Annotated in this window: 21 protein-coding genes and 2 pseudogenes; 10 read left to right on the top strand and 13 right to left on the bottom strand. The window is 66.1% G+C overall.

Going from position 1 to position 23,528, the window contains the following annotated elements; all coding sequences use genetic code 11:
• Positions 1–154: 154 nt before the first annotated feature.
• From ASPHE3_RS00965 to ASPHE3_RS00935, 7 genes are all read left to right on the top strand, one after another.
• Entirely contained in the window at positions 155–1,174 is a 1,020-nt protein-coding gene (locus ASPHE3_RS00965) for a VOC family protein (protein WP_013599356.1), read from the top strand.
• Positions 1,175–1,180: 6 nt separating this feature from the next.
• On the top strand, positions 1,181–2,143 hold the full coding sequence (locus ASPHE3_RS00960; RefSeq protein WP_013599355.1) for a fumarylacetoacetate hydrolase family protein: 963 nt from the start codon (positions 1,181–1,183) through the stop codon (positions 2,141–2,143).
• Positions 2,140–3,180, top strand: a complete 1,041-nt coding sequence (locus ASPHE3_RS00955) for a cyclase family protein (protein ID WP_013599354.1) — start codon at positions 2,140–2,142, stop codon at positions 3,178–3,180. The genes ASPHE3_RS00960 and ASPHE3_RS00955 overlap by 4 nt, the downstream gene beginning before the upstream one ends.
• A gap of 67 nt (positions 3,181–3,247) precedes the next feature.
• On the top strand, positions 3,248–4,372 hold the full coding sequence (locus tag ASPHE3_RS00950; RefSeq protein WP_013599353.1) for an FAD-dependent oxidoreductase: 1,125 nt from the start codon (positions 3,248–3,250) through the stop codon (positions 4,370–4,372).
• On the top strand, positions 4,369–5,436 hold the full coding sequence (locus tag ASPHE3_RS00945; protein ID WP_013599352.1) for an amidohydrolase family protein: 1,068 nt from the start codon (positions 4,369–4,371) through the stop codon (positions 5,434–5,436). Before ASPHE3_RS00950 ends, ASPHE3_RS00945 begins: the two co-directional genes overlap by 4 nt.
• A gap of 11 nt (positions 5,437–5,447) precedes the next feature.
• The gene (locus ASPHE3_RS00940; RefSeq protein WP_013599351.1) at positions 5,448–6,446 is read left to right on the top strand and encodes a fumarylacetoacetate hydrolase family protein; all 999 of its coding nucleotides are present in this window, start codon (positions 5,448–5,450) and stop codon (positions 6,444–6,446) included.
• A 1-nt stretch (position 6,447) separates the two neighbouring features.
• Positions 6,448–7,224 (top strand): SDR family NAD(P)-dependent oxidoreductase, encoded by a 777-nt coding sequence (locus ASPHE3_RS00935; protein WP_013599350.1) that lies wholly within the window; start codon positions 6,448–6,450, stop codon positions 7,222–7,224.
• A gap of 90 nt (positions 7,225–7,314) precedes the next feature.
• Here the strand turns inward: ASPHE3_RS00935 and ASPHE3_RS00930 are convergent, their stop codons facing one another.
• From ASPHE3_RS00930 to ASPHE3_RS00900, 7 genes are all read right to left on the bottom strand, one after another.
• Entirely contained in the window at positions 7,315–8,097 is a 783-nt protein-coding gene (locus tag ASPHE3_RS00930) for an SDR family NAD(P)-dependent oxidoreductase (protein WP_013599349.1), read from the bottom strand.
• A 123-nt stretch (positions 8,098–8,220) separates the two neighbouring features.
• Positions 8,221–8,784 (bottom strand): DoxX family protein, encoded by a 564-nt coding sequence (locus ASPHE3_RS00925; RefSeq protein WP_013599348.1) that lies wholly within the window; start codon positions 8,782–8,784, stop codon positions 8,221–8,223.
• 86 nt (positions 8,785–8,870) lie between these two features.
• Positions 8,871–9,821 carry a LysR family transcriptional regulator gene (locus ASPHE3_RS00920; protein WP_013599347.1) on the bottom strand — a complete coding sequence of 317 codons (951 nt, stop codon included), beginning with the start codon at positions 9,819–9,821 and terminating at the stop codon, positions 8,871–8,873.
• Positions 9,822–9,876: 55 nt separating this feature from the next.
• Positions 9,877–11,454, bottom strand: a complete 1,578-nt coding sequence (locus tag ASPHE3_RS00915; RefSeq protein ID WP_013599346.1) for a GMC oxidoreductase — start codon at positions 11,452–11,454, stop codon at positions 9,877–9,879.
• Positions 11,455–11,470: 16 nt separating this feature from the next.
• Positions 11,471–12,967 carry an MFS transporter gene (locus ASPHE3_RS00910; protein WP_013599345.1) on the bottom strand — a complete coding sequence of 499 codons (1,497 nt, stop codon included), beginning with the start codon at positions 12,965–12,967 and terminating at the stop codon, positions 11,471–11,473.
• 173 nt (positions 12,968–13,140) lie between these two features.
• The gene (locus ASPHE3_RS00905; protein WP_254362956.1) at positions 13,141–13,941 is read right to left on the bottom strand and encodes a hypothetical protein; all 801 of its coding nucleotides are present in this window, start codon (positions 13,939–13,941) and stop codon (positions 13,141–13,143) included.
• Positions 13,932–14,972 carry a Gfo/Idh/MocA family protein gene (locus tag ASPHE3_RS00900; protein ID WP_013599343.1) on the bottom strand — a complete coding sequence of 347 codons (1,041 nt, stop codon included), beginning with the start codon at positions 14,970–14,972 and terminating at the stop codon, positions 13,932–13,934. The genes ASPHE3_RS00905 and ASPHE3_RS00900 overlap by 10 nt, the downstream gene beginning before the upstream one ends.
• A gap of 107 nt (positions 14,973–15,079) precedes the next feature.
• On the opposite strand from ASPHE3_RS00900, the gene ASPHE3_RS00895 reads away from it, so the two are divergent.
• Positions 15,080–16,342, top strand: coding sequence for an ROK family protein (locus ASPHE3_RS00895; RefSeq protein ID WP_013599342.1), 1,263 nt, complete (start codon positions 15,080–15,082; stop codon positions 16,340–16,342).
• A 24-nt stretch (positions 16,343–16,366) separates the two neighbouring features.
• On the opposite strand, the gene ASPHE3_RS00890 is transcribed toward ASPHE3_RS00895, so the two are convergent.
• Complete coding sequence (locus tag ASPHE3_RS00890) at positions 16,367–16,783, bottom strand: C-glycoside deglycosidase beta subunit domain-containing protein (RefSeq protein WP_013599341.1); 417 nt, start codon at positions 16,781–16,783, stop codon at positions 16,367–16,369.
• 68 nt (positions 16,784–16,851) lie between these two features.
• Between ASPHE3_RS00890 and ASPHE3_RS00885 the strand changes: the two genes are divergently transcribed.
• Positions 16,852–17,868 (top strand): apurinic/apyrimidinic endonuclease family protein, encoded by a 1,017-nt coding sequence (locus ASPHE3_RS00885; protein WP_013599340.1) that lies wholly within the window; start codon positions 16,852–16,854, stop codon positions 17,866–17,868.
• A 223-nt stretch (positions 17,869–18,091) separates the two neighbouring features.
• Here ASPHE3_RS00885 and ASPHE3_RS21940 read toward each other — a convergent pair.
• A pseudogene (locus ASPHE3_RS21940) lies at positions 18,092–18,553 on the bottom strand (IS30 family transposase); the annotation flags it as partial.
• A gap of 237 nt (positions 18,554–18,790) precedes the next feature.
• On the opposite strand from ASPHE3_RS21940, the gene ASPHE3_RS00875 reads away from it, so the two are divergent.
• Entirely contained in the window at positions 18,791–19,993 is a 1,203-nt protein-coding gene (locus ASPHE3_RS00875; protein ID WP_013599339.1) for an IS110 family RNA-guided transposase, read from the top strand.
• 14 nt (positions 19,994–20,007) lie between these two features.
• Here ASPHE3_RS00875 and ASPHE3_RS00870 read toward each other — a convergent pair.
• The 4 genes and pseudogenes from ASPHE3_RS00870 to ASPHE3_RS00855 form a co-directional block, all read right to left on the bottom strand.
• A pseudogene (locus ASPHE3_RS00870) lies at positions 20,008–20,748 on the bottom strand (IS30 family transposase); the annotation flags it as partial.
• A 175-nt stretch (positions 20,749–20,923) separates the two neighbouring features.
• Positions 20,924–21,928, bottom strand: a complete 1,005-nt coding sequence (locus ASPHE3_RS00865; protein ID WP_013599337.1) for a sugar phosphate isomerase/epimerase family protein — start codon at positions 21,926–21,928, stop codon at positions 20,924–20,926.
• Positions 21,929–21,941: 13 nt separating this feature from the next.
• Entirely contained in the window at positions 21,942–23,129 is a 1,188-nt protein-coding gene (locus tag ASPHE3_RS00860; protein ID WP_013599336.1) for a Gfo/Idh/MocA family protein, read from the bottom strand.
• Positions 23,126–23,524, bottom strand: coding sequence for a C-glycoside deglycosidase beta subunit domain-containing protein (locus ASPHE3_RS00855; RefSeq protein WP_013599335.1), 399 nt, complete (start codon positions 23,522–23,524; stop codon positions 23,126–23,128). Before ASPHE3_RS00855 ends, ASPHE3_RS00860 begins: the two co-directional genes overlap by 4 nt.
• Between the last annotated feature and the right edge of the window lie 4 nt (positions 23,525–23,528).

The raw sequence follows: 23,528 nt of genomic DNA, 5'->3' as shown, positions 1-23,528 counted from the left end.
CCAGCGATAGAGCCCTTGTACCCGCAAGCATCAGTATCAGCGAGACGGATACTTGATATCAAAAACACCGCCTTCCCCGAATATATGAAGTGCCTCACAGTAGTTACAGGACCTGCACCAAGAAACCGCAGCCAGTAACCAGAAGGACTTCAACGTGGAAACTCCCCTCTCCCATCTTGCACACCTCGAAATCACCAGCCCGGACGTCGAAGCGTCGGCACGCTTCTATGAGGAAAAGTTCGGCATGCGCATCATCGACCGCGTGGACGGCAACGTCTACCTCCGCTGCTGGGGCGACTACTACCGCTACAGCCTGGTAGTCACTGAAGGCCCGGAAGCGTCCCTGGGCCGGATGGCCTGGCGCACCAATTCCCAGGCAGCCCTGGAAGCCGCGGCCCAGCGCGTCGAAGCCACCGGCGTGCAGGGCACCTGGACCGCCGGCGGCCACGGCTACGGCAAGGCCTACGAATTCACCGGGCCCTACGGCCACCACATGCGCCTCTTTTATGACGTGGAGAAGTTCGTGGCCGAGCCCGGCTTCGAGTCCACCTACCCGGACCGCCCGGAACGCCGCAGCAGCCACGCCGCAGCGCCCCGTTTCCTGGACCACGTCACGGTGGCCACCTCCGACGTCCGCGGCTTCGCCAAGTGGTACAACGAGGCTTTGGGCTTCCGCGTGATGGCCTTCGTTGACCTGGACGAAGCACCCATCACCGTCTTCTCCGTCCTGACCACGAACGAAAAGTCGCACGACCTCGGCGTTGTCCTGGACACGTCCAGCCGTCCCGGCCGCGTCAACCACATCGCCTTCTGGGTGGACGCAACCGAGGACCTGCTCCGCACCGCCGACGTGATGATGGAAAACGGCACCCCCATGGAATACGGCCCCTCCATCCACGGCGTGGGCGAGCAGAACTTCCTCTACTTCCGCGAGCCGTCCGGCCTGCGCGTGGAGCTGAACTCCGGCGGCTACCGCAACTACGTCCCCGACTGGGAAGCCAACACCTGGAAGCCGTCCCTGGGTTCGAACAACTTCTACAAGAACGGCGCCATGCCGCACTCGATGACCGAATCCTTCCCGCCTGCCGAGGGCTTCACCGCCACGGAGGAAGGCGCCTCGCCCGAAATGAAGGAAGCCCTGCTGAACCCGTACGCCAAGCACGGCCGGGGCTAAGGCATCATGGCCGAAGCACAGTATGCACTCATCCGGTACCAGGAGTCCGGTGACGGCAAGGCGCGCGTGGGACTGGCGGTTGAAGACCGCGTCCTGCCGCTGGACGGGGACATCAACTCCCTAATCGAGCACTGGGACACCACGGAAAGCCAGCTGGACTCACTGGCCGCCTCCGCGGGCAAGGAAGCCGGCCTGGCGCTGGCCGACGTCGAAATCCTCGTCCCGGTGGAGCCGGTCCAGATCCTGCAGACGGGCGCGAACTACCGCAAGCATGTGATCGACCTTGCCGTCGCGCACCGCGAGCCTGGCGAGGACGCAGAGGAAGTGCGCGCCAGGACGGCCGCTATGATGGACAAGCGCGCGGGCCAGGGCACGCCGTACTTCTTCATCGGGCTTCCGACGGCGATCGCGTCCGCCACGGACGACCTCACCCTGCCTGCCTACTCCAAGTCCCACGACTGGGAGCTCGAACTGGCGGCAGTGATCGGGAAGACAGCGTTCCGGGTCACCCCCGAGGAAGCCCTGGACCACGTGTTCGGCTACACCATGGTCAACGACATCACCACCCGTGAGTACGTCTTCCGCAAGGACATGCCGGCCATCGGGTCGGACTGGTACCGGGCAAAGAACGCGCCGGGCTTCCTGCCCACCGGGCCGCTGCTGGTGCCGGCCAAGTTCTTCGGCGACCCGCAGAATGTCCAGGTCACCCTCAAGCTCAACGGCAAGGCCATGCAGGACGAATCCACGTCCGACATGATCTTCGGCGTCGCCAAGCTCGTCAGCGAAGCCTCGCAGATCATGCCGCTGCGCCCGGGCGATCTGGTCCTCACCGGCAGCCCTGCCGGAAACGGCCAGCACTGGGGCCGGCTCCTGCAGGACGGGGACGTCATGGAAGGCACCATCACCGGGCTGGGCACCCAGCTCATCCACTGCAAAGACGAAACCACCACCGAAAGCAGCAAGCCGTGACCACCCAGGACACAGCACCTACCACCGGAACCGGGGAATCAACCACTGATTCCCCGGTTATCCGGCGTGACGATCCCCTTGGCAGCATCCGCGCCATGGCCCAGGCCCACAACAACTGGGGCCGCTGGGGCCAGGACGACGTCCTGGGGACGCTGAACTTCATCGACGCCGGCAAGCGCGTCGAAGCCGCCGCCCTGGTACGGACGGGAGAGGCCTTCTCGCTCTCCCAGCCATTCGACACCAACGGCCCGCAGAAGGGCTGGCGCCGGCGCACCAACCCCGTGCACACCATGACGGACACCGGCGTGGATGCCGAACGCGGCAACCAGGGCTTCCCGCACGGCTTCGGCGGCGCGGACGATGTGATCGCCATGCCGCTGCAGTGCTCCACGCAGTGGGACGGGCTGGGCCACATCTTCGACCAAGGCAAGGCCTGGAACGGCCGCGCCGCCGGGGACGTGGTCACCTCCGAAGGCGACCTGGTCACCGGTATCGAGACCGCCGCCGCCAAGATCGTCACCCGCGGGGTCCTGCTCGACGTCGGCCGTGCCCTCGGCCCGGAGCTGGGAAGGAACGACGGCGAACTGCCGGACGGATTCGCGATCACCCCGGAGCACCTCCAACGGACCATTGAGCTCCAGGGGACCACTTCCAAGGTGGGCCGGGGCGACATCGTGGTCATCCGCACCGGCCAGTACACCCGGGTGCGGCGCGACGGCTGGGGTGACTACGCCGGAGGCTCAGCCCCGGGATTGTCTTTCAGCACCGCCCCCTGGCTGCACCGCAGCGAGATCGCCGGGATCGCCACTGACACCTGGGGCTTCGAGGTCCGCCCCAACGAATTCGATGGCGCGTTCCAGCCCCTCCACCAGATCGCCATCCCCAACCTCGGCCTGTTCCTGGGCGAGATGTGGGATCCGGACGGACTGGCAGAGGCATGCGCGGCCGACGACAGGTACGACTTCCTGCTTACCGCAGCCCCGCTCCCCATTACAGGAGCCGTCGGATCTCCCGTGAACCCGATCGCCGTTCGATAAAGACAGTCCGGTAACTTGCAGTACAACAACCACCAGCAGTAACGCCGTCAATACAAAGGAGTCAGCGATGGCAGCAGTACAGAACGTCGGAATCGTTGGGGCGGGAGCCGCCGGGCTTGCCGCAGCCATCCTCCTGGCCGACGCCGGAGTCCAGGTTGAAATCCTGGAGAAGGCCGACGCCCCGCAGACCCTCGGGTCCGGGATCACCCTGCAGGGAAACGCCCTGCGGGTGCTCCGCCAGCTGGGCGTCTGGGACAAGGTGGAGGCAAAGGGCTATGGCTTCAGCACCCTTGGCCTGCGAGCTCCCAACCCGGAGGGCACCGTCATCGCCGTCCTGGAGGACATCCGCACCGGCGGCGACGACCTGCCTGCCACCATGGGCATGTACCGCCCCGACCTCACCGCCATCCTCCGCGAACGTGCGGAGCAGGCAGGCGCGCGGATCAGCTACGGCAAGACGGTCACCGACATTACGGACGACGGCGGTTCCGTCACCGTCAGCACCGCCGACGGCGGCAGCGCCACCTATGACCTCGTGATCGGTGCCGACGGTCTGCACTCCGCCGTCCGCAAAGCGATCGGCATCGAGGTGGAGCCCCAGCCCACCGGCATGGGCATTTGGCGCGCTTTCGTGGAACGGCCCGAGGAAGTGGTCCGCACGGACCTGACATACGGCGGCCCCTGCTTCATCGCCGGTTACTGCCCCACCGGCCCAGACACTATCTACGCCTACCTCGTGGAGAAGGCCCAGGAGCGCAAGCACGAGGACGGCCCCCGCATCATGACCGAACTCGCGGCCGCCTACGGCGGCCCGTGGAACGAAATCCGGGCCAACCTGGACCACAGCGCCCGCATTAACTACACGTGGTTCACCACCCATCTGGTGGACGGCCCGTGGAACCGCGGCCGCACCGTGATCATCGGCGACGCCGCCCACAGCTGCCCGCCCACGGTGGCGCAGGGTGCCGCGATGGCCCTGGAGGACGCCGCGGTGCTGGCGGAGTTGCTGATCCAGGCCGATGACGTCACCGAAACGCTCTGGAAGGAATTCACTGACCGCCGCCTGGACCGGGCCAGGACCGTGGTTAACGCGTCAGTCCAGCTGGGCCAGTGGATGCTCGACGGCGTCCGCGACGCCGATGTGCCGGGCCTGATGCACTCCCTCTCCACCATGCTGAAGGAACCTGCATGAGTACCCGCCCTGGTGAAAGCCCCACAGTCGACGTCCACGCCCACGTCCTGCTCCCGGCCCTGCAGCAGCTCGCGGCCGAGGCCGATCCCGCGGGCTTCGGCGCGCAGCAGGAGCTGGAGGTGCGGCGTAACGGGCCGGAGTCCATGGCTGCTTCGGGCAAGATGATCAAGGAGCGGTGGCCGCAGCTGACTGATCTGGACCGCCGGCTCGCTGACATGGACGCCCAGGGCGTGGACGTGCAGCTGGTCTCGCCGTCGCCGTCGCACTTTTACTACTTTGCCGGCGAGGAACTTGCGCTGCAGGTGGCCAAGGCGGCCAACCAGGCGGTGCGCGAGTTCGTTGACCGTGCACCGGAGCGGCTCAACGGCCTGGGCCTGGTCCCGCTGCAGCACCCCGCCCTGATGGTTCAGGCGCTGGAGCACGCAGTGCTGGAGTGCGGGCTGCTCGGCGTCGAGATCGGCTCGTTCGCTGCCACCCCGGACGGGGAACGGACAACGGTGGAACTCTCCGACTCCCGGCTGGAACCGTTCTGGAGCCGCGCCGGGGAACTGGGCGCGCTGGTGTTCCTGCACCCGTTCGGCTGCTCGCTGGATGAGCGGCTGGACCGGTTCTACCTTGCAAATACCGTCTCCCAGCCCGCTGAAAATGCGGTGGCCCTGTCCCACCTGATCTTCAGTGGAGTCCTGGACCGGCACCCGGACCTGAAAGTGCTGGCGGCGCATGGAGGCGGCTACCTGCCCACGAAACTCGGCCGCTCCGACCACGCTTGGCGGGTCCGCCCGGAGGCGCACGGCTGCGCCCAGCCGCCGTCGTCCTACCTGAAAAAGCTGTACTTCGATTCGCTGGTCCACAGTGCTGCCGAGCTGCGGGCTCTCGTCGCAGCCGCCGGCGCGGAGCAGGTGTTACTCGGTTCGGACTACCCGTTCGACATGGGTTCCGACCTCCCGGTGGACGAGGTTCAGGCTGCCGGACTTTCTGCCGGGGACGAAGGCAACGTGCTGGCCGGCAATGCCGCCGCCCTTGGCATTACGGCCGCTTCAGTCCCTGCCCGCCGCACAGCCTAAGGAGGAACTTCATGGTCAAGATTGCTCGCTGGAATGACGACGGCGGGACGCGGTCCGGCTTTGTGGAGGGCGGCAACTGCTACGCCCTGCCCGAGGGCCAGGACGTCCAGACATTGCTGGAAGCGGGACTCGCCGAAACCCTAGCTATTGCCCGGGAAACCGTCGGTTCCGCCGCCGCGGTTGCGCTGGCGGACGTGCAGTTGCTCGCCCCGCTGCTGCCCGCCACCATGCGGGATTTCGTGGCTTTCGAGGAACATGTCGAGGGAGTGCGGAAGAGCATCGACGGCGTGGCCGGCGTGGTGCCCGAGTGGTACGAGGCGCCCACGTTCTACTTCACCAACCCGCACACGGTGACCGGCACGGGCGAGGTGATAGGTATTCCGGCAGGTTGCATGGACCTGGACTTTGAAACGGAAGTCGCTGCCGTCGTCGGACGCGTACCCGGAAGTGACGGCCGGAACCTGACCGCAGAACAGGCCCACCGGCACATCTTCGGCTACACCATCCTCAATGACTGGTCTGCGCGGGACCTGCAGCGGCGGGAGATGAAAGTCAGCCTGGGGCCGTGCAAGGGCAAGGACTTCTCCAACACCTTGGGGCCCTGGATTGTCACCACGGACGAGTTCGAGGACCGGCACGACGCCGAAGGGTTCCTGCCCATTTCCATGGCCGTGGAAGTCAACGGCGAGACTATCGGCCAGGACCTGCTCTCCAACATGGGGTGGCCGTTCGCCGAACTGGTGGCCTACGCCTCGCAGGATTCCGTTGTGCGGCCCGGCGATGTGCTGGGCTCCGGCACCTGCGGCAGCGGCTGCCTGGCCGAGCTCTGGGGACGGAACGGCTCCCAGACTCCCCCGCCACTGAAGACGGGGGACGTGGTCCGCATGACCGTGGAAGGCATCGGCACCATCGAGAACACGGTGGGTTCCCGGCGCGAAGCCATCACCCGGGTTCCTGCCCGTCCGCGTCCGCGGAACCGGGTGGCCGCCGCGGTTGACGCCGGAACTTAGTGTGGTTTCCCTTCAGCTTGAGGGCAGGACCGTGGTGGTTACCGGCGCCGGCGGAGGCCAGGGTGCCGCGGAATCACGGCTGCTGGCGGAGGCCGGGGCGCGGGTCATCGCCACGGACCTTGCGGCGAACATGCCTGCCGGGCTGGCAGATGTGTCCACAAGTCCCGGAGGATCCTTGTTGTACCGGCAGCTTGATGTCACTGACGCAGCAGGCTGGTCCAGCCTCGCTGCATGGATCCGGTCCGAGGGCTGGCAGGTGGACGGGCTGGTCAACAATGCCGGAGTCACGCAGCGCAGCCGTCTCCTGGACGCCTCGCCTGCGGACCTTCAGAAGGTCTACGACGTGAACGTGGCCGGCAGCCTGTTGGGAATCCAGGCCTTGGCGCCGCTGATGGACAGCGGGGCTTCGATCGTTAATGTCGGCTCCGTCGCCGGCCTGACCGCGCACTATCCGGTTGCCTACACGGCCAGCAAGTGGGCACTGCGGGGGATCTCCCAGGTGGCGGCGATGGAACTTGGTCCTCGCGGGATCAGGGTGAACACGGTCCACCCGGGTTTCATCGAGACACCCATGACCGCGGGCGCCAAACCTGGGTTCCGCCACGCCACCCTCGCCGAGACCCCGCTGGGACGCACCGGAAACGTGGAGGAGGTGGCCGGCGTCGTGCTCTTCCTGCTCAGCCCGCTGTCCTCCTTCGTGACGGGCGCGGAGATCCCGGTGGACGGCGGCCAGTCCTCCCACGGCGGCGCCAAGTCCATCTCCGACGCCCTCCGCTGACCCCTCCACCCCAACTGAGTAGCGCTAAGTGTCGTTTTGAACCCTCAAAACGACACTTAGCGCTACCTAGTTGGGGGAGGACGGCGAAGGTCAGCCCGGCAGCACCGCCGACCACCCGCCGTCGACCATCAGGTTGGCGCCGGTGACGTAGGACGCTTCGTCGGAGGCCAGGAACAGCGCGCATTGGGCGACTTCTTCCGGCGAGCCGATCCGGCCCAGGGGAATGCTCCCGGCAATGCTCCGCATCGGGTGGTCGGAAGCGAGGAGATTTCCTTCCGTGGCTGCGGTCCGGATCATGCCGGGGCTGACCGCGTTAACCCGCAAACCGTGAGGTGCTCCCTCGGCCGCAAGCTGCTTTGTCATCGCCACCACGGCACCCTTCGTGGCGGTGTGCGCCAGCCGGCCGTTGGTCATGGACCCGGTAACCCCTGCAGTGGAGCCCACCAGCACAATGGCGGCGTTCCGCGCCTGGATCAGTTGTGGCCAGAAATACTTGACCGGCAGGAACACCACGTCCATTTCGTGTTCAACGTTCCACTTCCAGTCGGCATAGGTGAGCTGCTCCACCGGGGCGAAACGGGTCACTGCCGCATTGGCGTAAAGGATGTGGACCTGGCCGTGCTGCGTGGCGACATCAGAGGCCCATCCCGCCACCGCTGACTCATCCGTGAGATCAACCCGGCTGCTGCTCATCCGGCCACCGGTTTCGGTGACCGCCGCGACGGTGGCCGCGGCGCCGTCGTCGTCCATGTCGCAGCCCACCACAAAAGCCCCTGCCGCCGCGAAGGCGAGCGCCGCTGCCCTGCCCTGGCCGCTGGCCGTTCCGGTGATGACGGCGGTCTTGCCGGCCAGGCGCTGGCTGGAAGCGGGCATGGGACATCCTTTCGAAAGCGGGTTTCCTCGACTTTCGCAGGGATGGTGCGGGAGCGGAACGGCGCTTTAGGTCTACGTGGTATGCACAGCGTGGATAGTCCCGCGGATAGTCACGGGGACGGCTCAGGTGTCTTCTGCGGTGGTGGCTGCGGCCGGCGCTGCAGCGTCGGCGGCCAGGGCCTGGCGCCGGCGGCGCACCTGGATTGCGATGGCTGTGGGAATCACTGCCAGGGCCGTAATGCGCATCCAGGGCCGGTCCAGGACATGACCGGTGAGCTCATCCAGGGCGAAGGGTCCGGAGCCGCCAATGGTGAACGCCGCTGCTGCCATGCCCAGCACCGCGGGGTACTCCAGGCCGCCCTCGGCGGCGAAGAAGCCGTTCGGGGCGTGAACGCTGGCTGCCACGCCCATGGTGGTTGCAGCCGCAGCGCCGGCGGCGGGGGTGGCCAGCCCTAGGGCAAGGGCCAACCCGGCTCCTGCTTCACCCACGCCGGCGAGGACCGCGCTCGGTTTTGCGGGGCGGAACCCCATGGCGTGCATGCCCTTACTGGTACCCTCAACGCCTCCCCCGCCGAACCAGCCGAACAGCTTTTGGGTTCCGTGAGCGAAGAGCACACCTCCCAGCGCGACCCGGAACAGGGTCTGCGCCGCGGCGGTCGCCTCAGGGCTGGTGGCTACGTTGCTCATAACAGTCCTCCTCGATGACCGAGTCGCCTGCACGGCTCGCTTGGAGCTCGATTCTACGTCCGGGGTGGTGTCCGGCGCGCGGGCAGTCAGGTGCCAATAGTCACGGGGTGGGATGTGGCCGGGAAAAGTTCATGCAGCCGGGCACAGGACCGCTGGACCACGGACCGGAGCCAGACGCTGGCAGGATCCTCCGCCTGGGACGGGTGCCAGTACATCGCCTCCACCAGGGACGCTTCCGCGCCTTCGGAGAACTCCAGCACAACGATGTCCGCGCCGCGCTGGGCCCGGGCCGCCAACATGCGCGGGACCAGCGCCACCAGGTCCGTCCCTTCGACCAGGAGCGGCAGCGACAGGAACCCTGCCACCACCGCCGCCACACGGCGCTGCATGCCCCTGGACTCAAACAGCTTGTCCGCCGGGGTGCTGATGCCCTCGCCGAAGTAGCCGACGGCGTGCGGCACGGATGCCAGGTCCGCCAGGGTCAGGCGGGGCTGCTGCAGCAAGGGGTTCCCGGCATCGGCGATGGCAACGAAGCTGTCGCGGAACACCTGTTTGCTGGCTCCCTGCATCTGGTAGCCGGTGGGCCCCACCAGCAGGTCGATCTTGGAGTAATCGGCCATCTGGCCCTGGATCCCGGTCTTTGCGGTGGGGACGAAATCCACCGACACCCCGGGCGCCTCTTCGCGGAGGATCCCACGCAACGGCCCCACGATCAGCGCAGCCGCATAGTCCGACGCCGCAATAACGAACTCCCGCTCGCTGGTTGCGGGATCAAACCCTGACCTGACGCGCGTGGCACGCTGGATGTGGAGCATCGCTTCATCAACCAGCGGGACCAGCGACTGCGCAAAGGGCGTGAGCTCATAGGTGCGGCCGTTGCGGACCAGGAGTTCGTCGTCGAAATGGCGCCGGAGCCTGGACATGGCCGCGCTGGTGGCCGGCTGGCTCAGTTGGAGCCGCTCCGCCGCCCTGGTGATGTTCCGCAACTCCAGGATGACCTGCAGGTGGGGCAGCAGGTTCAGGTCCAGGTTCTTCATACCCACAGGTTATCCGTGCCCCGTCCCGCCGCGCCCCCGCCCGCAAAAGGTCGCCTCATTCGCTCCTTGGACCCAGCTCCCCGGCAACCTTCCGGGCACCGCGGACAGCGATGGCCACACTCATCAGCGTCGGGTTCATGGCCGTTGCTGTCGGGATGAGCGCATTGCCGCCCACCACCAGGTTCTGGTAGCCCCACACCCGGGACCACGGATCGGCCACGGAGGTACCGTCGTCGGTCTCGCCCATGCGCATGGTGCCCTGGTAGTGCAGGCTCGAGCCGTTGGGCATCAGCCTTGGTTCGGCAACAAAGACGCCCAGCGCCTTGCCGGCACGCCGCAGCCTCTCGGTGGCCTCGGCGATCTCGGCTTCTTCGCGTTCGGTGAGCGCGTAGTCGATGGTCATGTTCGGGAAGCCGCGGTAGTCGGACTCGTTGTCATCGAACGTGACGGCGTCCTCGAAACGGGGGTGCTTGCGCATGCCGTAGCCCATGTTCACGTAGCCCCAGCGGTTCTCCGAGTACGGCGTACCCGGTTCCATGGGGAACGGCGTGTTCTCGGTGTACATCACCTGCACCGAGAACGGGTGCTCGGGCTCCGAGAACGGGATGCGGTTCACGGCCGCTACCGGGTCTGCGGGGTTCTGCGCCCGCCGGGCCAGTTCGGCTTTCAGGTCCTCCTCCGTGGCGTAGCGCTGCATCTTTTCGGCGTCGAGCGCCACCGTGGAGATCACCACAGGGTGTTCGGTCAGGTAGTGGCCAAGGGCCGCCGGCCGGACCCCGGAGGCCCACAGCAGCTGCGGCGAACGGAACGCATCCGCGGCCACCACCACAAGGTCTGCTGCCACGAAGGACTCCTCCCCCGTCCGGAGGTCCTGGACCGTCACGCCGGTCACCCGCTTTCCGTCCAGTTCCACGCGGCGGACCAGAGTCAGGTCGCGGAGTTCGAACCGTGTCGCCAACGGGCTGTCCTTGTCGATCAGCGGGCCGAGGACGACGTCGGCCCCCGCCCAGCGCACGGACCCGTCGGGCTGCGGGTCCCCGGCCACCGGAAGGGTGCCCACGCCGTAGCCTGCCGGCAGTTCCGCACCGAATTCCTCGTCCAGGAGGGACCGGATGGCCTCGCCGACTTTCGAGTCGGCGAACGCGGCGCTGTGGACGTGCAGGAGCTGCTTGGCCTCCTCTATCAGTCTGTCCCATTCGTCATCCGCGATGAAGGGGATCTTCTCGCTGAAGGCGGGCGACGGCGTCGCGCAGGTCCAGTGCGCACCCTGGCCTCCCACGTTGGTGGCCGCAGCCGCTGCCGGGAAGGAGGAAGCGTGGGCGGAGCCCGTTCCGCCGAAATCCAGCAGGTGGGTGCCCTGCCGTGCCGTGAACATGCCCTCGGTGACTGTGGCAGCAGGAATGCCGAGGGATTCCCGGAACTCCCCCGCCTGGGGCCCCTGGGACATTTCCCTGGCACGTGCCTTCTCGGCGGGGTCGGCGATGTTGCGCACGCTCTCGCCGGGAACGTCCGTCAGCTGCGGTCCGGCCTCGAACATGACCACCCGCGCGCTGGGGACCTGTTCCAGGAGCACGCGGGCATAGGTGGAACCGATGGGTCCGCTGCCGACAATGGCGATAGTGGGATTGGACATGATGTCTCCTTTGAAATCAGGCCGAGAGTTTTTCGGAAGGGGTATGGGGAGCGGGAATTGGCTCGTCGGAAAGACGGCCGTGGGGAAGCAGGACCGCCGCCACGATTCCCAGGGCATAAGCGGCCGCCAGGGCGATGAAGATAGGGGTAAAGACGGTGCCGTAGATCTGGGCAACGGTGGCCTGCACATCCGGCGCCGCCGCATGGACCAGCTGCGGGGTCAGCGTGGAGGCGTCCAGCCCTGCCGGCAGGAGTGCCGCCACCCCGGAGCCGATCACCCCGCCGATGACCGCCGTCGCCACCGTCGACCCCACCTGCCGCACGAGGTTGATGGTGGCGGTGATGGTGCCGGTCTGGTGTGCCGGGGCAGCGCCCTGGACCACGGCAACGATCAGACTCATGAACGCGCCCGTGCCCATGCCCACAAGGCCCATGACAATCATGGGAACCCACAGCGGAAGGCCTGCGGGCAGGCCTGCCATCACGAACAACCCCGCGGCTCCCAGCATGGTCCCCAGGATCGGAAAGATGCGGTACCGTCCGGTGCGGCTGGCCAGCCAGCCGGTGAGCAGGTTGCTGATCAGCATGCCGAACACCGTGGCGATGGGCACGAGCCCTGACACGGTGGCGGTGGTCTGGTACGCCATCTGGAAGTACGTGGGCAGGTAGGCAGTGATGGAGAAGAGCCCGACGCCGATGATCGCCGAGAGCGCCGTGCCGGCAGCTATCGTGCGGTTGGCGAAGAAATGCAGCGGCACGATGGGCTCTGCTGCATGCCGCTCGATCAGGAAGAACGCGATGAAGCCAAGAATGCTGGCTGCCAGCGCCACGGCGGTGGCTGGCCCGGAGCTTCGTTCGGCCGCCCACGTGGCGGCCAGTACCAGGGCCACCAGGGCTGCGGTGAAAACAACCGACCCGGCAACATCGAAGCGGCGGGGCATGGAACCCGGTTCCAGGTGGGGAACAGCGATGAGCGCGAGGCCCAGTGCGGCTGCACCCACAGGAATGTTGATCCAGAAGACCCACTGCCAGCCCCAGTAATCGGTGATGGCACCACCCAGGACGGGGCCAAACAGGATGGCGATGGGAAACGCGGCGCCGATGATGGCCATGTAGCGCGGCCGTTCACGTTGGGTGGTCACGCGGGCAATGATGGTTTGGGACATCAGCTGCAGGCCGGCGGAGCTCATGCCCTGCAGGATGCGGGCGGCGATGAGCCAGGCCATATCGGTGGCAAAGCCGCAGGCCAGGGAAGCGGCCAGGAACATCACCAGCGATGCCAGGAAGATGCGGCGGGCACCGAGGACATCTCCGAGTTTCCCCAGCACGGGCAGCAGCACGGTGCTGGCCAGCGTGTAGCCCACCACAACCCAGCTCATGAGTTTGAGGGCACCGAGCTCCCCGGCGATGGTGGCCAGGGACGTGGACACCACTGTATGGTCCAGCGCCCCCAGGAAGGAGACAGCCAACAGGGAGGCAACGAGGAGGCGGAGTCTTACAGGCGAAAGTGGCATAGTGATCTGCCCGAACGATCGGGCCGTCGACGCGACGTGGTGTGCCTCCGGCGCACCATCACGACGGAGAACGGGTCCGCGGGGAACCCCGGCGCCGCTACCATCATAGCCCACTTTAGTCAGAAAACAACATAAGCCTGTCAGGAATGGACGTTCGACTGAGGCCCACCGGCCTACGCCTCAAGCAGCGCCCGGGCAAGGGCATGATCTTCGGCCAGCTCATCCAGGTCCGGCACCGGCGCACTTGACGAGCAGGCCTCGAGAGCCCGCCGAAGAGCCAGCCGGGCTGACGATTCGTACCGTTCGGGAGCCCTCAGCACGCCTTCCTCAGTGCAGGTCTCCACCCGGGTCAGCCCCGCAGGCTGGTCCACCGTAATTTCGGACCGCACCTCGCCGAGGGCCAGCACCTGGAGCAGGCCTCCCGAATGGCGCCCGCCAATGGGTGTGCCTGCCAGCGTGGCGGAAACCGATCCGCCGCCGGAGCCGGCTGGTGCCACCGAGTCCAGGAGCGCCATCCTGCCGTGGGCAGCGGCAAGACCGGCCCGGAAGGTCAAGGATCCCCCAGCCAGGAACCGTGCCCAGCCGAGGCCATCGAGGATGACGCTGTCCAGGGCCCCGGCGGGGGCCGCACATTCGACAGTCACCAGGCGGGGAGGGAGGCCACGACGCGCCCGGAGCGCATCAGCAACAACATCGGGACGCAGGCGGGGACGCTCCACAACCACCGGAATATCGCCGGGCCAGGGGAAAGCCCCAACATCCTCCCGCCGAAGCACCGAAGGTTGGGCAAGCACCACAGCCGCAGCTCCCCCGGCCCGGGCAGCAAGCATGACGTTCCACCAGTCCCCCGATCCCGGGACAACAACCACGGCACCCCGCCTGTCACCGGCAAGGGCGGCGCTGACGGGAAGTTCCGCCGCTGCAGCGGCATATTCAGGCAGTTTCGTGAAGACGCGGGCCCGGTTCACTGCCACGCCCCTTCAAGCATTTTGGCTGCTGCAGCGTCTGCAAGGTCGATCGCATAGTGCGAGTCAGCCAGCAGTTCGTCGTACTCCACCGGGGCATCCCCTTCAAGGAGCGAGGCAAACAGGCGCCATTCGGTCACATAGCCGTCTTCCTCATCGCGCCGGTACTCCGTCCATTGCCCGTCCACGCTTCGCACCCGGGTGGCAGCGCTTCCGGCATGGACAAAGGCAGGGGGGAAGTTCACTTCGATACGGTCGTGGGTCGTGCAGATGCCCATCCTCCACAGGGCATCGGGACCCGCCGGAAGCATGGTGAGCGCCAACTGGACCAGGACTCCACCGGCCCGATACCCCACCAGATACCCGACGGGCGGAGTGAGGCGGGCATAAACAATCTCATCGATGCCTGGCGCGATGTCCCTCACTGCCGGAAGATCATGGACCGCAAGACCAGTCAGCAACTGCCTGAGGACACCGGCCGCCACGGCAGGGTCACCAAGGTCGGGTCGCCCCCGCCTGCCCGCCTGGAAGGGACCGCCTTCGGCGACCAGCCGGTGGTACCTGTCATTCGGCGGAAGCGCGAGCGTCACGGAGATGCTCTGCACCTTTCCTTCGAGTGCCACAAGGTGGTGCCTGGCCCGCCCCCATGCAGCGTCAAACAGATGGTTCGTGCCCACCAGAAGCACTGCTCCTGCTGCCCGGCAGGCCAGGATGACATCCTCCGCTTCCAGCCGGCTGGTGGCCAGCGGCTTTTCACAGAAAATGGCGCGCTTATCCGCCGCCAGCGCGGCAAGGATCTGGCGCGCGTGGTCAGCCGGCGGGCTGCAGATCAGCACAGCGTCCACACTGGGATCCGCCAGCACCTCCGCTTCTCCTTCTGACCAGCGGGCGCCGACCCGTTCGGCCAGCTCCCGGGCCCTGCCGCTGCCGGCATCCGCAATGTGCACCACGCTGAACGTGCCTGCAAGCCGCCCCAACACCGGCAGGTGAAGGGCGGCGACACCCGGCCCTGCCCCAAGAATCCCAACGTTCCAAGGCATCGTTGCCCTCCTTCTTATGTCTTTATTATTCATAAGTCCGGAAGGTTTTAGCGATAGTCCCGGCAAACCTGCACCTTAGTGCGCCTCAATATGTGAGAATTGTTGCCATGACGACAGACTCCACCCTCCGCTTTGGGGCACAGACGGACGAAGTGACCAGCCTGCTGCGGATCGTCAACCTGGTGCGGACGGGTGAAGCCACCACCCGCCCCGAAATCGGCAAGGTCACCGGACTGGGCAGGGGTGTCGTCAGCCAGCGCGTTGACCAGGCCATCTCCATCGGATTCCTCGGCGAGGGAGAATTCGGCGCCTCCTCCGGCGGCCGCGCGCCCCGCACACTGCGATTCCGCGCCGAGCAGGGGCGGATCATCATCTGTGCCCTTGGAGCGGCCCACATCCGCGTAGGCATCGCCGCGCTCGACGGCGACATCGTGGACCACGCGCACCGCACCTGGGACATAGCGCAGGGACCGGAGAAGACCATCGACGCCGTCATGGCCCTCGTCGACAGTGTGCTCAAGAAGCATCCCGACGTACCCGTCTGGAGTGTGGTGGTAGGACTCCCCGGCCCGGTCGACTTCAACACGGGACAACCCGTAGCGCCTCCCATCATGCCCGGCTGGAACGGTTTCGATGTCCGGACTCCGTTTGAGGAGCGCTTTAATGCCCCCGTGTGGGTGGACAACGATTCCAACCTGCTGGCCCTTGGCGAACGCGCCCGCCGGCGCGACTCCCTGGTGGACCTCATCTACTGCAAAATCGGCTCGGGCATCGGAGCCGGCCTGCTGTCGAAGGGCAGGATCCATCGTGGCGCCAATGGCGCGGCAGGTGATATCGGCCATGTCCGGGTTTCGGATTCGGATGCCCAATGCCGCTGCGGCAAGATCGGCTGCCTGGAGGCGGTGGCCGGCGGCTGGGCCCTGGTGCGGGACGCAGAAGAGGCCATCAAGGACGGCGCCAACACCACACTTGCTGCGGCGGCCAGGAAGGGCGGGCTGTCACTGGAGGAGATCACCCTCGCAGCCCAGGCCGGGGACGCACTGGCGATCTCCCTCGTCCAGAAATCGGCCCGGGTAGCTGGCGAGACGATATCTGCGCTGGTGAACATGTTCAACCCCAGCGTGATTGTCATCGGCGGGGCCATGGGCTCGGCCGGTGAAGTTTTCCTCGCGGAAGTGCGGCAGCGCGTCTACGAACTGTCACTGCCCCTTGCCACGCGGGACCTCACCATCACCCTCTCGGTGAATGATGAGCGGGAGCCGCTGCGCGGCGGAGCCGAACTGGCCCGCGAGCAGCTGTTTGATGTCACCTTCCCGCGCTGGTTCGCCGGCGGGCGGCCATCGCCGGAACGCATGTCCGTCCCCGCCTAGGTCCGCAGCTCCGCAGCGGTAATTTCAGGCAACATCGCGCGACACGCTTGGAACCGGTACCCGGTCAAGCCCAAGCCGGGCCTCCAAATGGAACGGCAGGACCAGTGGAGAGCCGGGGCGGGCCTGCAGGTACGGCACCATCAGCAGGAGGTCGACGGCGACGTCATGCGGCCCCCTCGAGAGTTTGCGCTGGCCCTCCAGGACGAGCCTGTCCTGCACGAACCACCAGCCGGGCTCCGCCTGCAGGGCCGCGGGCTGGACGCGCCGCCGCCCCAACATCACCGACAACTCCCCCGGCTCGACACCGACGCCGTCCACCGCCACGGACAGCCCGGCAATGCTGGACAGGGGCATGGAGCGGATCCATGGCAGGCCGAGCCGCAGCTCAAATCCCCCCGGAACAGCGGTCAGCGCATCTTCGCGCAAGGCGGTTTCCAACATGGCTTCCATCCTTTATTCTGAAACAGACATAAGTTTGTCACTAACTAGCATAAAGGGGAAGATGCCCCATGACTTCTGAAGTTCCCGGCAGCTGGACCTTTTGTGCCAGCACCTTCAACTGGGCTCCGGAAATCATTGCTGCCCGCAGGACAGCCCAGGAGATAGTTGCGGACATTGCGGACACCACTGTGAAGACAATTGAGCTGGAACCCGGCCTGGTGTGGCGGTCCTTTCCCTCACCGGAAGGTGGTGAAGTAGACGGACTGCGGGAGTCCCTGGCGGCCAAAGGCGGCCGCATCAGCGTTGTTGGCGCCAGCCTGGACGACTTCACCCCACCAGCCCGTCCACGGTCCCTGCAGGAGCGCCTGGACTTCCTGGTTCCGCAACTGCAGGCCGCCCATCGGGTTGGCGCGAGCGGTGTCAGGCTGCCGATCGGCCAGGCGGGGAGCGAACTGCTCACACTGGTGCAGCCGCTGCTGCACGAACTGGACCTGGTGCTGTACGAGGAAATCCAGGGGCAGCAGGCTCCCCGAAGTCCCGCCGTCGAACCTGCCCTGGAAGTCATCGCCGGGCTTGCAGATGACCGCGTACGGGTCCTCGTGGACATCAGCATGCTGATGCCTGCCCTTCCGGTCACCTACCTCGAAGAACTGCGGCGGGGCGGCATAGCCACGGAACTCATGGCCCGCCTTGAGAATGACTGGCGCGATCCCGCCACCCATGAAGCCGTCACGGCCCTGCTCCGCTCAGGCAACGTGCCGCCGCGGATCCACACCCTCTACATGAACCTGCTCATCCGCTTTGGCCGCAGCGATGCTTCGGACCTGCAGGACATCCTGCCCCTGGTGGGCGCCTTCCACCTCAAGTTCTGGGATCTGGACGACGACGGCGGGCGGGTTTCACGGCCGCTGCGGGACCTGGGCGGACTCCTGCGCCGGAACGGCTTCAGCGGCACGCTCACCAGTGAGTGGGGAGGCCACGAGTGGCTGCAGGATGACCCCACGGAGATGACGCGCAGCCACCTCGCACTGGCAGGGGCAGCACTCGCGGATGCAGCGCCGGCGGCCCAGACTCTCGGTGGCTAAGGCAACGCTCTATCACTTCCTACGGCTTTTCCGGCAACGCTCTATCACTCCCCACGCCTTTTCCGGCAACGCTCTATCACTTCCTACGGCTTTTCCAGCAACGCTCTATCACTCCTAACGGCGCCCATTTGTGCTGCCGCGGCAGAGAGTGCGGCACCGTTTCGGGCAAGCCCAAAGGTGATAGAGGGTTAGCGGCGGATTCAAGTGGTCGTTGCAACACGTCCTATGCTGCTGATTCTTCCAGTATTTGCTGGAGGGCTTGTGCGGGTGTTTTCCAGCCGAGGGTTTTGCGTAGGCGTCCGTTGAGTCCTGCGGCAGCGTAGTCGAGGTCTGCGCGGGTGACGGTGGTGAGGTCCATGCCTTTGGGGAAGTACTGTCGCAGGAGTCCGTTGGTGTTCTCGTTCGTGCCGCGTTGCCAGGGTGAGTGAGGATCGCAGAAGTAGACCTCGGCGCCGGTGGCGATCCTGACGCGTTCGTGAATGCCGACCATCTCAGCGCCTTGGTCCCAGGTCAGGGACCGGCGCAGCTGGGCCGGCAGGGTCGGAAGGGTTGCCTCGATGGCGGCCAGCACCTGCTCGCCGGTATGTCCGTTAGGCAGGTGCAGGAGCATCACGAAACGGCTACTGCGTTCCACGAGGGTTCCGATCGCCCCGGCGCCAGGGGTACCGATGATCAGATCGCCCTCCTTACGATTTTGTTGTGGGTGATTTCGGAGCTGTCGTAGTGTTTCGATCACCCTCGGGTGGCGGGTATGGCCTAGGTCGCCCTGCCGCTTGGATGGCTCACTGGGAATGGCCGCCCGCTGCCCGCCGATGACTCGACCGCTGATTGAGAATTACGACATTGATCGTTGGGTAAGGACGTGCCGGCGTAGTTATCGACAGGGCCAACCGAAATTGGAGCTGATCGAAGGAGACTGAACATGCCGGCATTCTGGGTAGGAATCGACTCAGGCAAAAGAGCACATCATTGCGTCGTGATCGATCAGACGGGGACCGTGCTGCTCTCGAAACGGGTCGAGAACGACGAAAACGCAGTGCTCGAACTCATAGCCACGATCGCGGAGATCGCGGCCGGGGGCGAAGTCTGCTGGGCCACGGATCTGAATTCCGGCGGAGCGGCCCTGTTGATCGAGTTGTTGGCCGCGCACGCCCAGCAACTGCTCTATATACCTGGACGGATCGTGCATCACGCTGCGGAGACCTACCGCGGAGATGGCAAGACCGACGCGAAAGATGCCAGGATCATCGCTGACCAGGCACGGATGCGCACGGACCTCCAACCAGTCCGCCGCACGGACCAGATCAGCGTTGACCTGCGGCTCCTCACCGCCCGCCGTACGGATCTGATCTGCGACCGTGTCCGGGCGATCAACAGGCTCCGCGCCACCTTGCTGGAATATTTCCCGGCTCTCGAGCGTGCGTTCGACTACTCCAAACAGGCGCCCCTGGTCCTCCTGGGCGGCTACCAGACACCCGAGGGCATCCGGCGGATCGGACTAGCTCGGCTCACCGGTTGGCTGAGGAAACGCGGCTGCCGCAATAGTGCCAAGATGGCAGAGAAGGCACTGATAGCCGCAAACTCCCAGCACACCGTACTGCCAACTCAGACCACAGGCTCTGCCCTGGTCGTCCGGCTGGCCGGGCAAATCAGCACTCTCGATGCGGAGATCGCCGGCATCGATGCCCAGATCACGGACCTGTTCGGGAAGCACGACAGCGCCGATGTTTTGCTCACCATGCCGGGCTTCGGCCCCGTACTCGCAGCTACTTTTCTCGCGAACATCGGCGGCAACCTGGACGCGTTTGACTCAGTCGACCGGCTCGCCAGCGTCGCGGGGCTGGCTCCCGTCCCGCGCGATTCCGGACGAATCAGCGGGAACCTGCACCGACCACGTCGCTTTAACCGCAGGCTCCTGCGGACCTGTTACCTCGCCGCCCTCTCCAGCTTGAAGAACAGCGCGGCCTCAAGAACCTATTACGACCGGAAGCGCGGAGAAGGAAAGTCGCATAAACAGGCCCTCATCGCCCTCGCCAGACGTCGCATCAACGTCCTCTGGGCGATGCTCCGTGACCACACCATCTACCAGGAACCAATGCCACGCATCACCGCTCAGGCGGCTTGACAGAAACATTGAGATTCCCAGTGCCCGGGCACTGCCCGGTCATCGGCTTCCGCGGGGCGTTCACTGATCAGCAACTCTTGCGGGACCCGGGGCCTTCGCATGCCCGCGCGCCGGTTTGGCTGCCGCACGGCCCGGCCGGTGCGCAGAGCAGCAGCGAGCTCGGCTCTCAGCCCGCCGCGGCCCTGGATGTAGATGCACTGATAGATAGTCTCCGGGCTGATGCGCATGCTTTCATCATCGGGGAAATCAATCCGCAGCCGGGCGCTGATCTGCTCCGGGGACAACCGTTCCCGCGCCGTCAGCATTCCGGCGACGTAAAGCGCCAGGGCCTCGTTGAAAACCAGCTTCCGTGCCTTAGGCCTGCGCGCCAGCTTCTGCGCACGGTTCTGCGCCGAGGACGCCAGGTACGGACGGTTGCCCCCGTTCCGGATGTTCCTGCCCAGCTCCCTGCTGACAGTGGACGGGTTCCGGCCCAAACGCCGACCGATCTCCCGCACGCCGCACCCGGCCGCCCGCCACACAGCGATCAACTCGCGCTCATCGAAGGACAGGAACCGCCCGCACGGGGGCTTCTTCGCAGGATCCACCCCACCATGCTGACGGACGATCAACCTGGCCGCAGACAGGGACATACCGGCCACCGCCGCCGCCACCTCATCAGATGCCCCAGAAGACCGCGCCTCCCAGAAAACCCGCACCACCGACTGCAACAGCTCAGGCCGACCAAAACCCACAACAACACCCCAATCACTCAGGTGTTGCAACGACCCCTTGAACCTGCCAGCCAAAATGCCGCATCAGCTGAGAGAGCGTTCCCTGATTTCTTGCAGGAAGTGAGAGAGGGTTGGCAAGAACGGGCAAACGACGGCGGCCGGCCCCGGGGTTTCCGGGACCGGCCGTTTCTGCCGTCAACTCATTCGTGGCGGGCTGCTACTTGGTGCTGAAGGCGGCGTCGAAGGCCGCGGCGGAGGGCTCGTAGCTGGAGAGCCGGCGCACGAACGCGAGCGCCTCGGGCGCACCGTCCAGCCGGTCCATCCCGGCGTCCTCCCACTCCACAGACAGGGGGCCGCGGTAGCCGATGGAGTTGAGCATCCGGAACGCATCCTCCCACGGAACGTCGCCGTGGCCGGTGGAGATGAAATCCCAGCCGCGGCGCGGATCAGCCCACGCCAGGTGGGATGACAACCGGCCGTTGCGCCCGTTGCTGAGCCGCTTCTTCGTGTCCTTGCAGTGCACGTGGTAGATGCGGTCCTTGAAGTCCCACAGGAAGCCCACCGGATCGATGTCCTGCCACACCATGTGGCTCGGGTCCCAGTTCAGCCCGAAAGCCTCCCGGTGCCCGATCGCCTCGAGGGCACGCTGGGTGGTCCAGTAGTCGTACGCGATCTCGGACGGATGCACCTCATGGGCGAACCGGACCCCCACCTCGTCGAACACGTCGAGGATGGGGTTCCAACGGTCGGCGAAGTCCTGGTAGCCGGCGTCGACCATCTTTTCGGAGGCGGGTGGGAACATGGCCACGTACTTCCAGATGGACGAGCCCGTGAAGCCTGTCACCGTCTTCACCCCGAGCCTGGCGGCGAGCCGGGCAGTATTTTTCATCTCCTCCGCGGCGCGTCGGCGCACTCCTTCAGGATCGCCGTCGCCCCACACCACGTCCGGCAGGATGCCGCGGTGCCGTTCGTCGATGGGGTCATCGCACACGGCCTGGCCCTTGAGGTGGTTGGAGATGGTCCACACCTTGAGGCCGTGGCGTTCCAGGATGTCGAGTTTTCCTTGCACGTAGGCGTCGTCGTCCCAGCGCCACGGGTCCAGGTGGTCGCCCCAGCAGGCGATTTCCAGTCCGTCGTAGCCCCACTCGCCGGCGAGCCGGGCCACCTCTTCGAACGGCAGGTCGGCCCACTGGCCGGTGAACAAGGTGATTGGTCGTGCCATCTGTTTTCCCCTCCTACGAAACCTGCGCCGGGACGTCGGCTGCAACGCGCGTCCAGGCGGAATCATTTTCGGAACTGCGCCCGACGGCCTCGAGCACGCGCTGCACCTTCAGCCCGTCAGCGAACGTGGGATGCGGGTCGGTGCCGCCCACGATGCCCTCCACGAGGTCCTTGACCTGGTGCGAGAACCCGTGCTCGTAGCCGAGCATGTGGCCGGCAGGCCACCACGCCGAAACGTAGGGATGCACCGCTTCAGTGACCAGGATCTTCCGGAAACCCTGGCGGTCCCCGGGCACCGTGCGGTCATAGAACTGGACGCTGTTGAGGTCCTCCAGGTCAAAGGCCAGGGCGCCCTTGTCCCCCGAGACCTCTATCTGCAGCGCGTTCTTCCGGCCGGTGGCAAAGCGGGAGGCCTCGAATGATGCCAGCGCCCCTGATTCGAAGCGGCCGGTGAAGATAGCGATATCGTCCACCGTCACCTTGCCGTAGCCGGAACCGGCCCTGCCGGACAGGCCGGAGCCTGAGTCCAGCAACGGCCGCTCCCTGACGATGGTGTCGATGGTTCCGGACACCTTCTCCAGGTTCAGCCCGGTGACGAACTGGGCCAGGTCGATGGCGTGGGCGCCGATGTCGCCCAGCGCGCCGGATCCGGCATGTTCCTTCTGCAGGCGCCAGGCCAGCGGCATTTCCGGGTCCACCAGCCAGTCCTGCCGGTACGAGGCACGCACCTGATTGATGGTCCCCACGGCACCCTCGGCGATAAGGTCCCGCAGGAACGTGACGGCGGGAACGCGCCGGTAGGTGAAACCCACCATCGCACGAACACCGCAGGCAGCAGCCCGTTCAGCCGCCTCCGCCATGGCCTCCGCCTCGGCCACCGTATTTGCCAGCGGCTTCTCGCACAGGACGTGCTTTCCGGCCTCAAGTGCCGCGATCGCTATTTCCGCATGGGAGTCGCCGGGGGTAACGATGTCGACGACGTCGATATCGTCCCGGGTGATCACCTCACGCCAGTCTGTGGCCGCCTCAGCCCAGCCCCACTTGTGTGCGGCAGCAGCCACCGCTTCAGCGTTCCGGCCCACAATCACCGCCATTTCCGGCTCGGCCGGGAGGTCGAACACCCGCGGTGCGGTGCGCCAGCCCTGTGAGTGGGCGGCGCCCATGAAGCCGTAACCGATCATGGCCACGCGGAGGGTGGTCATGCCAGCACCACCTTGCGCTCAACCGCCACCCGGTTTCCGACGTAGCGCATGGGTGCGATCTGCATGTAGAGCAGGCGGAGGGTGAGGATAACCTCGACGTCGATCTCCTCGCCGGCGTCGGGGACTCGGTCCAGCGGGATGATGATGTCCGGTTTGTCGGCCACGAACCACAGGGTTTCCCATTGTTCGGGGAGTTCCGCGATGCTGTAGGTCTTGCCCTGGAGTTCGAAGCGGAGGGACTCCTTGGGGATCTCCACCCCGTTGACTGTTGCCGCGACGTCGTCAACCGCGGAGAGCCAGAGGCTGCGGTACCAGGGCAGTTGCACGGAGACCGAAATGCCCTCGGGGTGCCTGCGGACATCGGCGTCCTGGAACAGGGAGTTGTGAGTTGCCATGGGC

The organism is Pseudarthrobacter phenanthrenivorans Sphe3 (assembly GCF_000189535.1).
GTDB classification, from domain to species: domain Bacteria; phylum Actinomycetota; class Actinomycetes; order Actinomycetales; family Micrococcaceae; genus Arthrobacter; species Arthrobacter phenanthrenivorans.
Note: the sequence above shows the minus strand (reverse complement) of the source record. Positions and strands in the feature narration are given on the sequence as shown.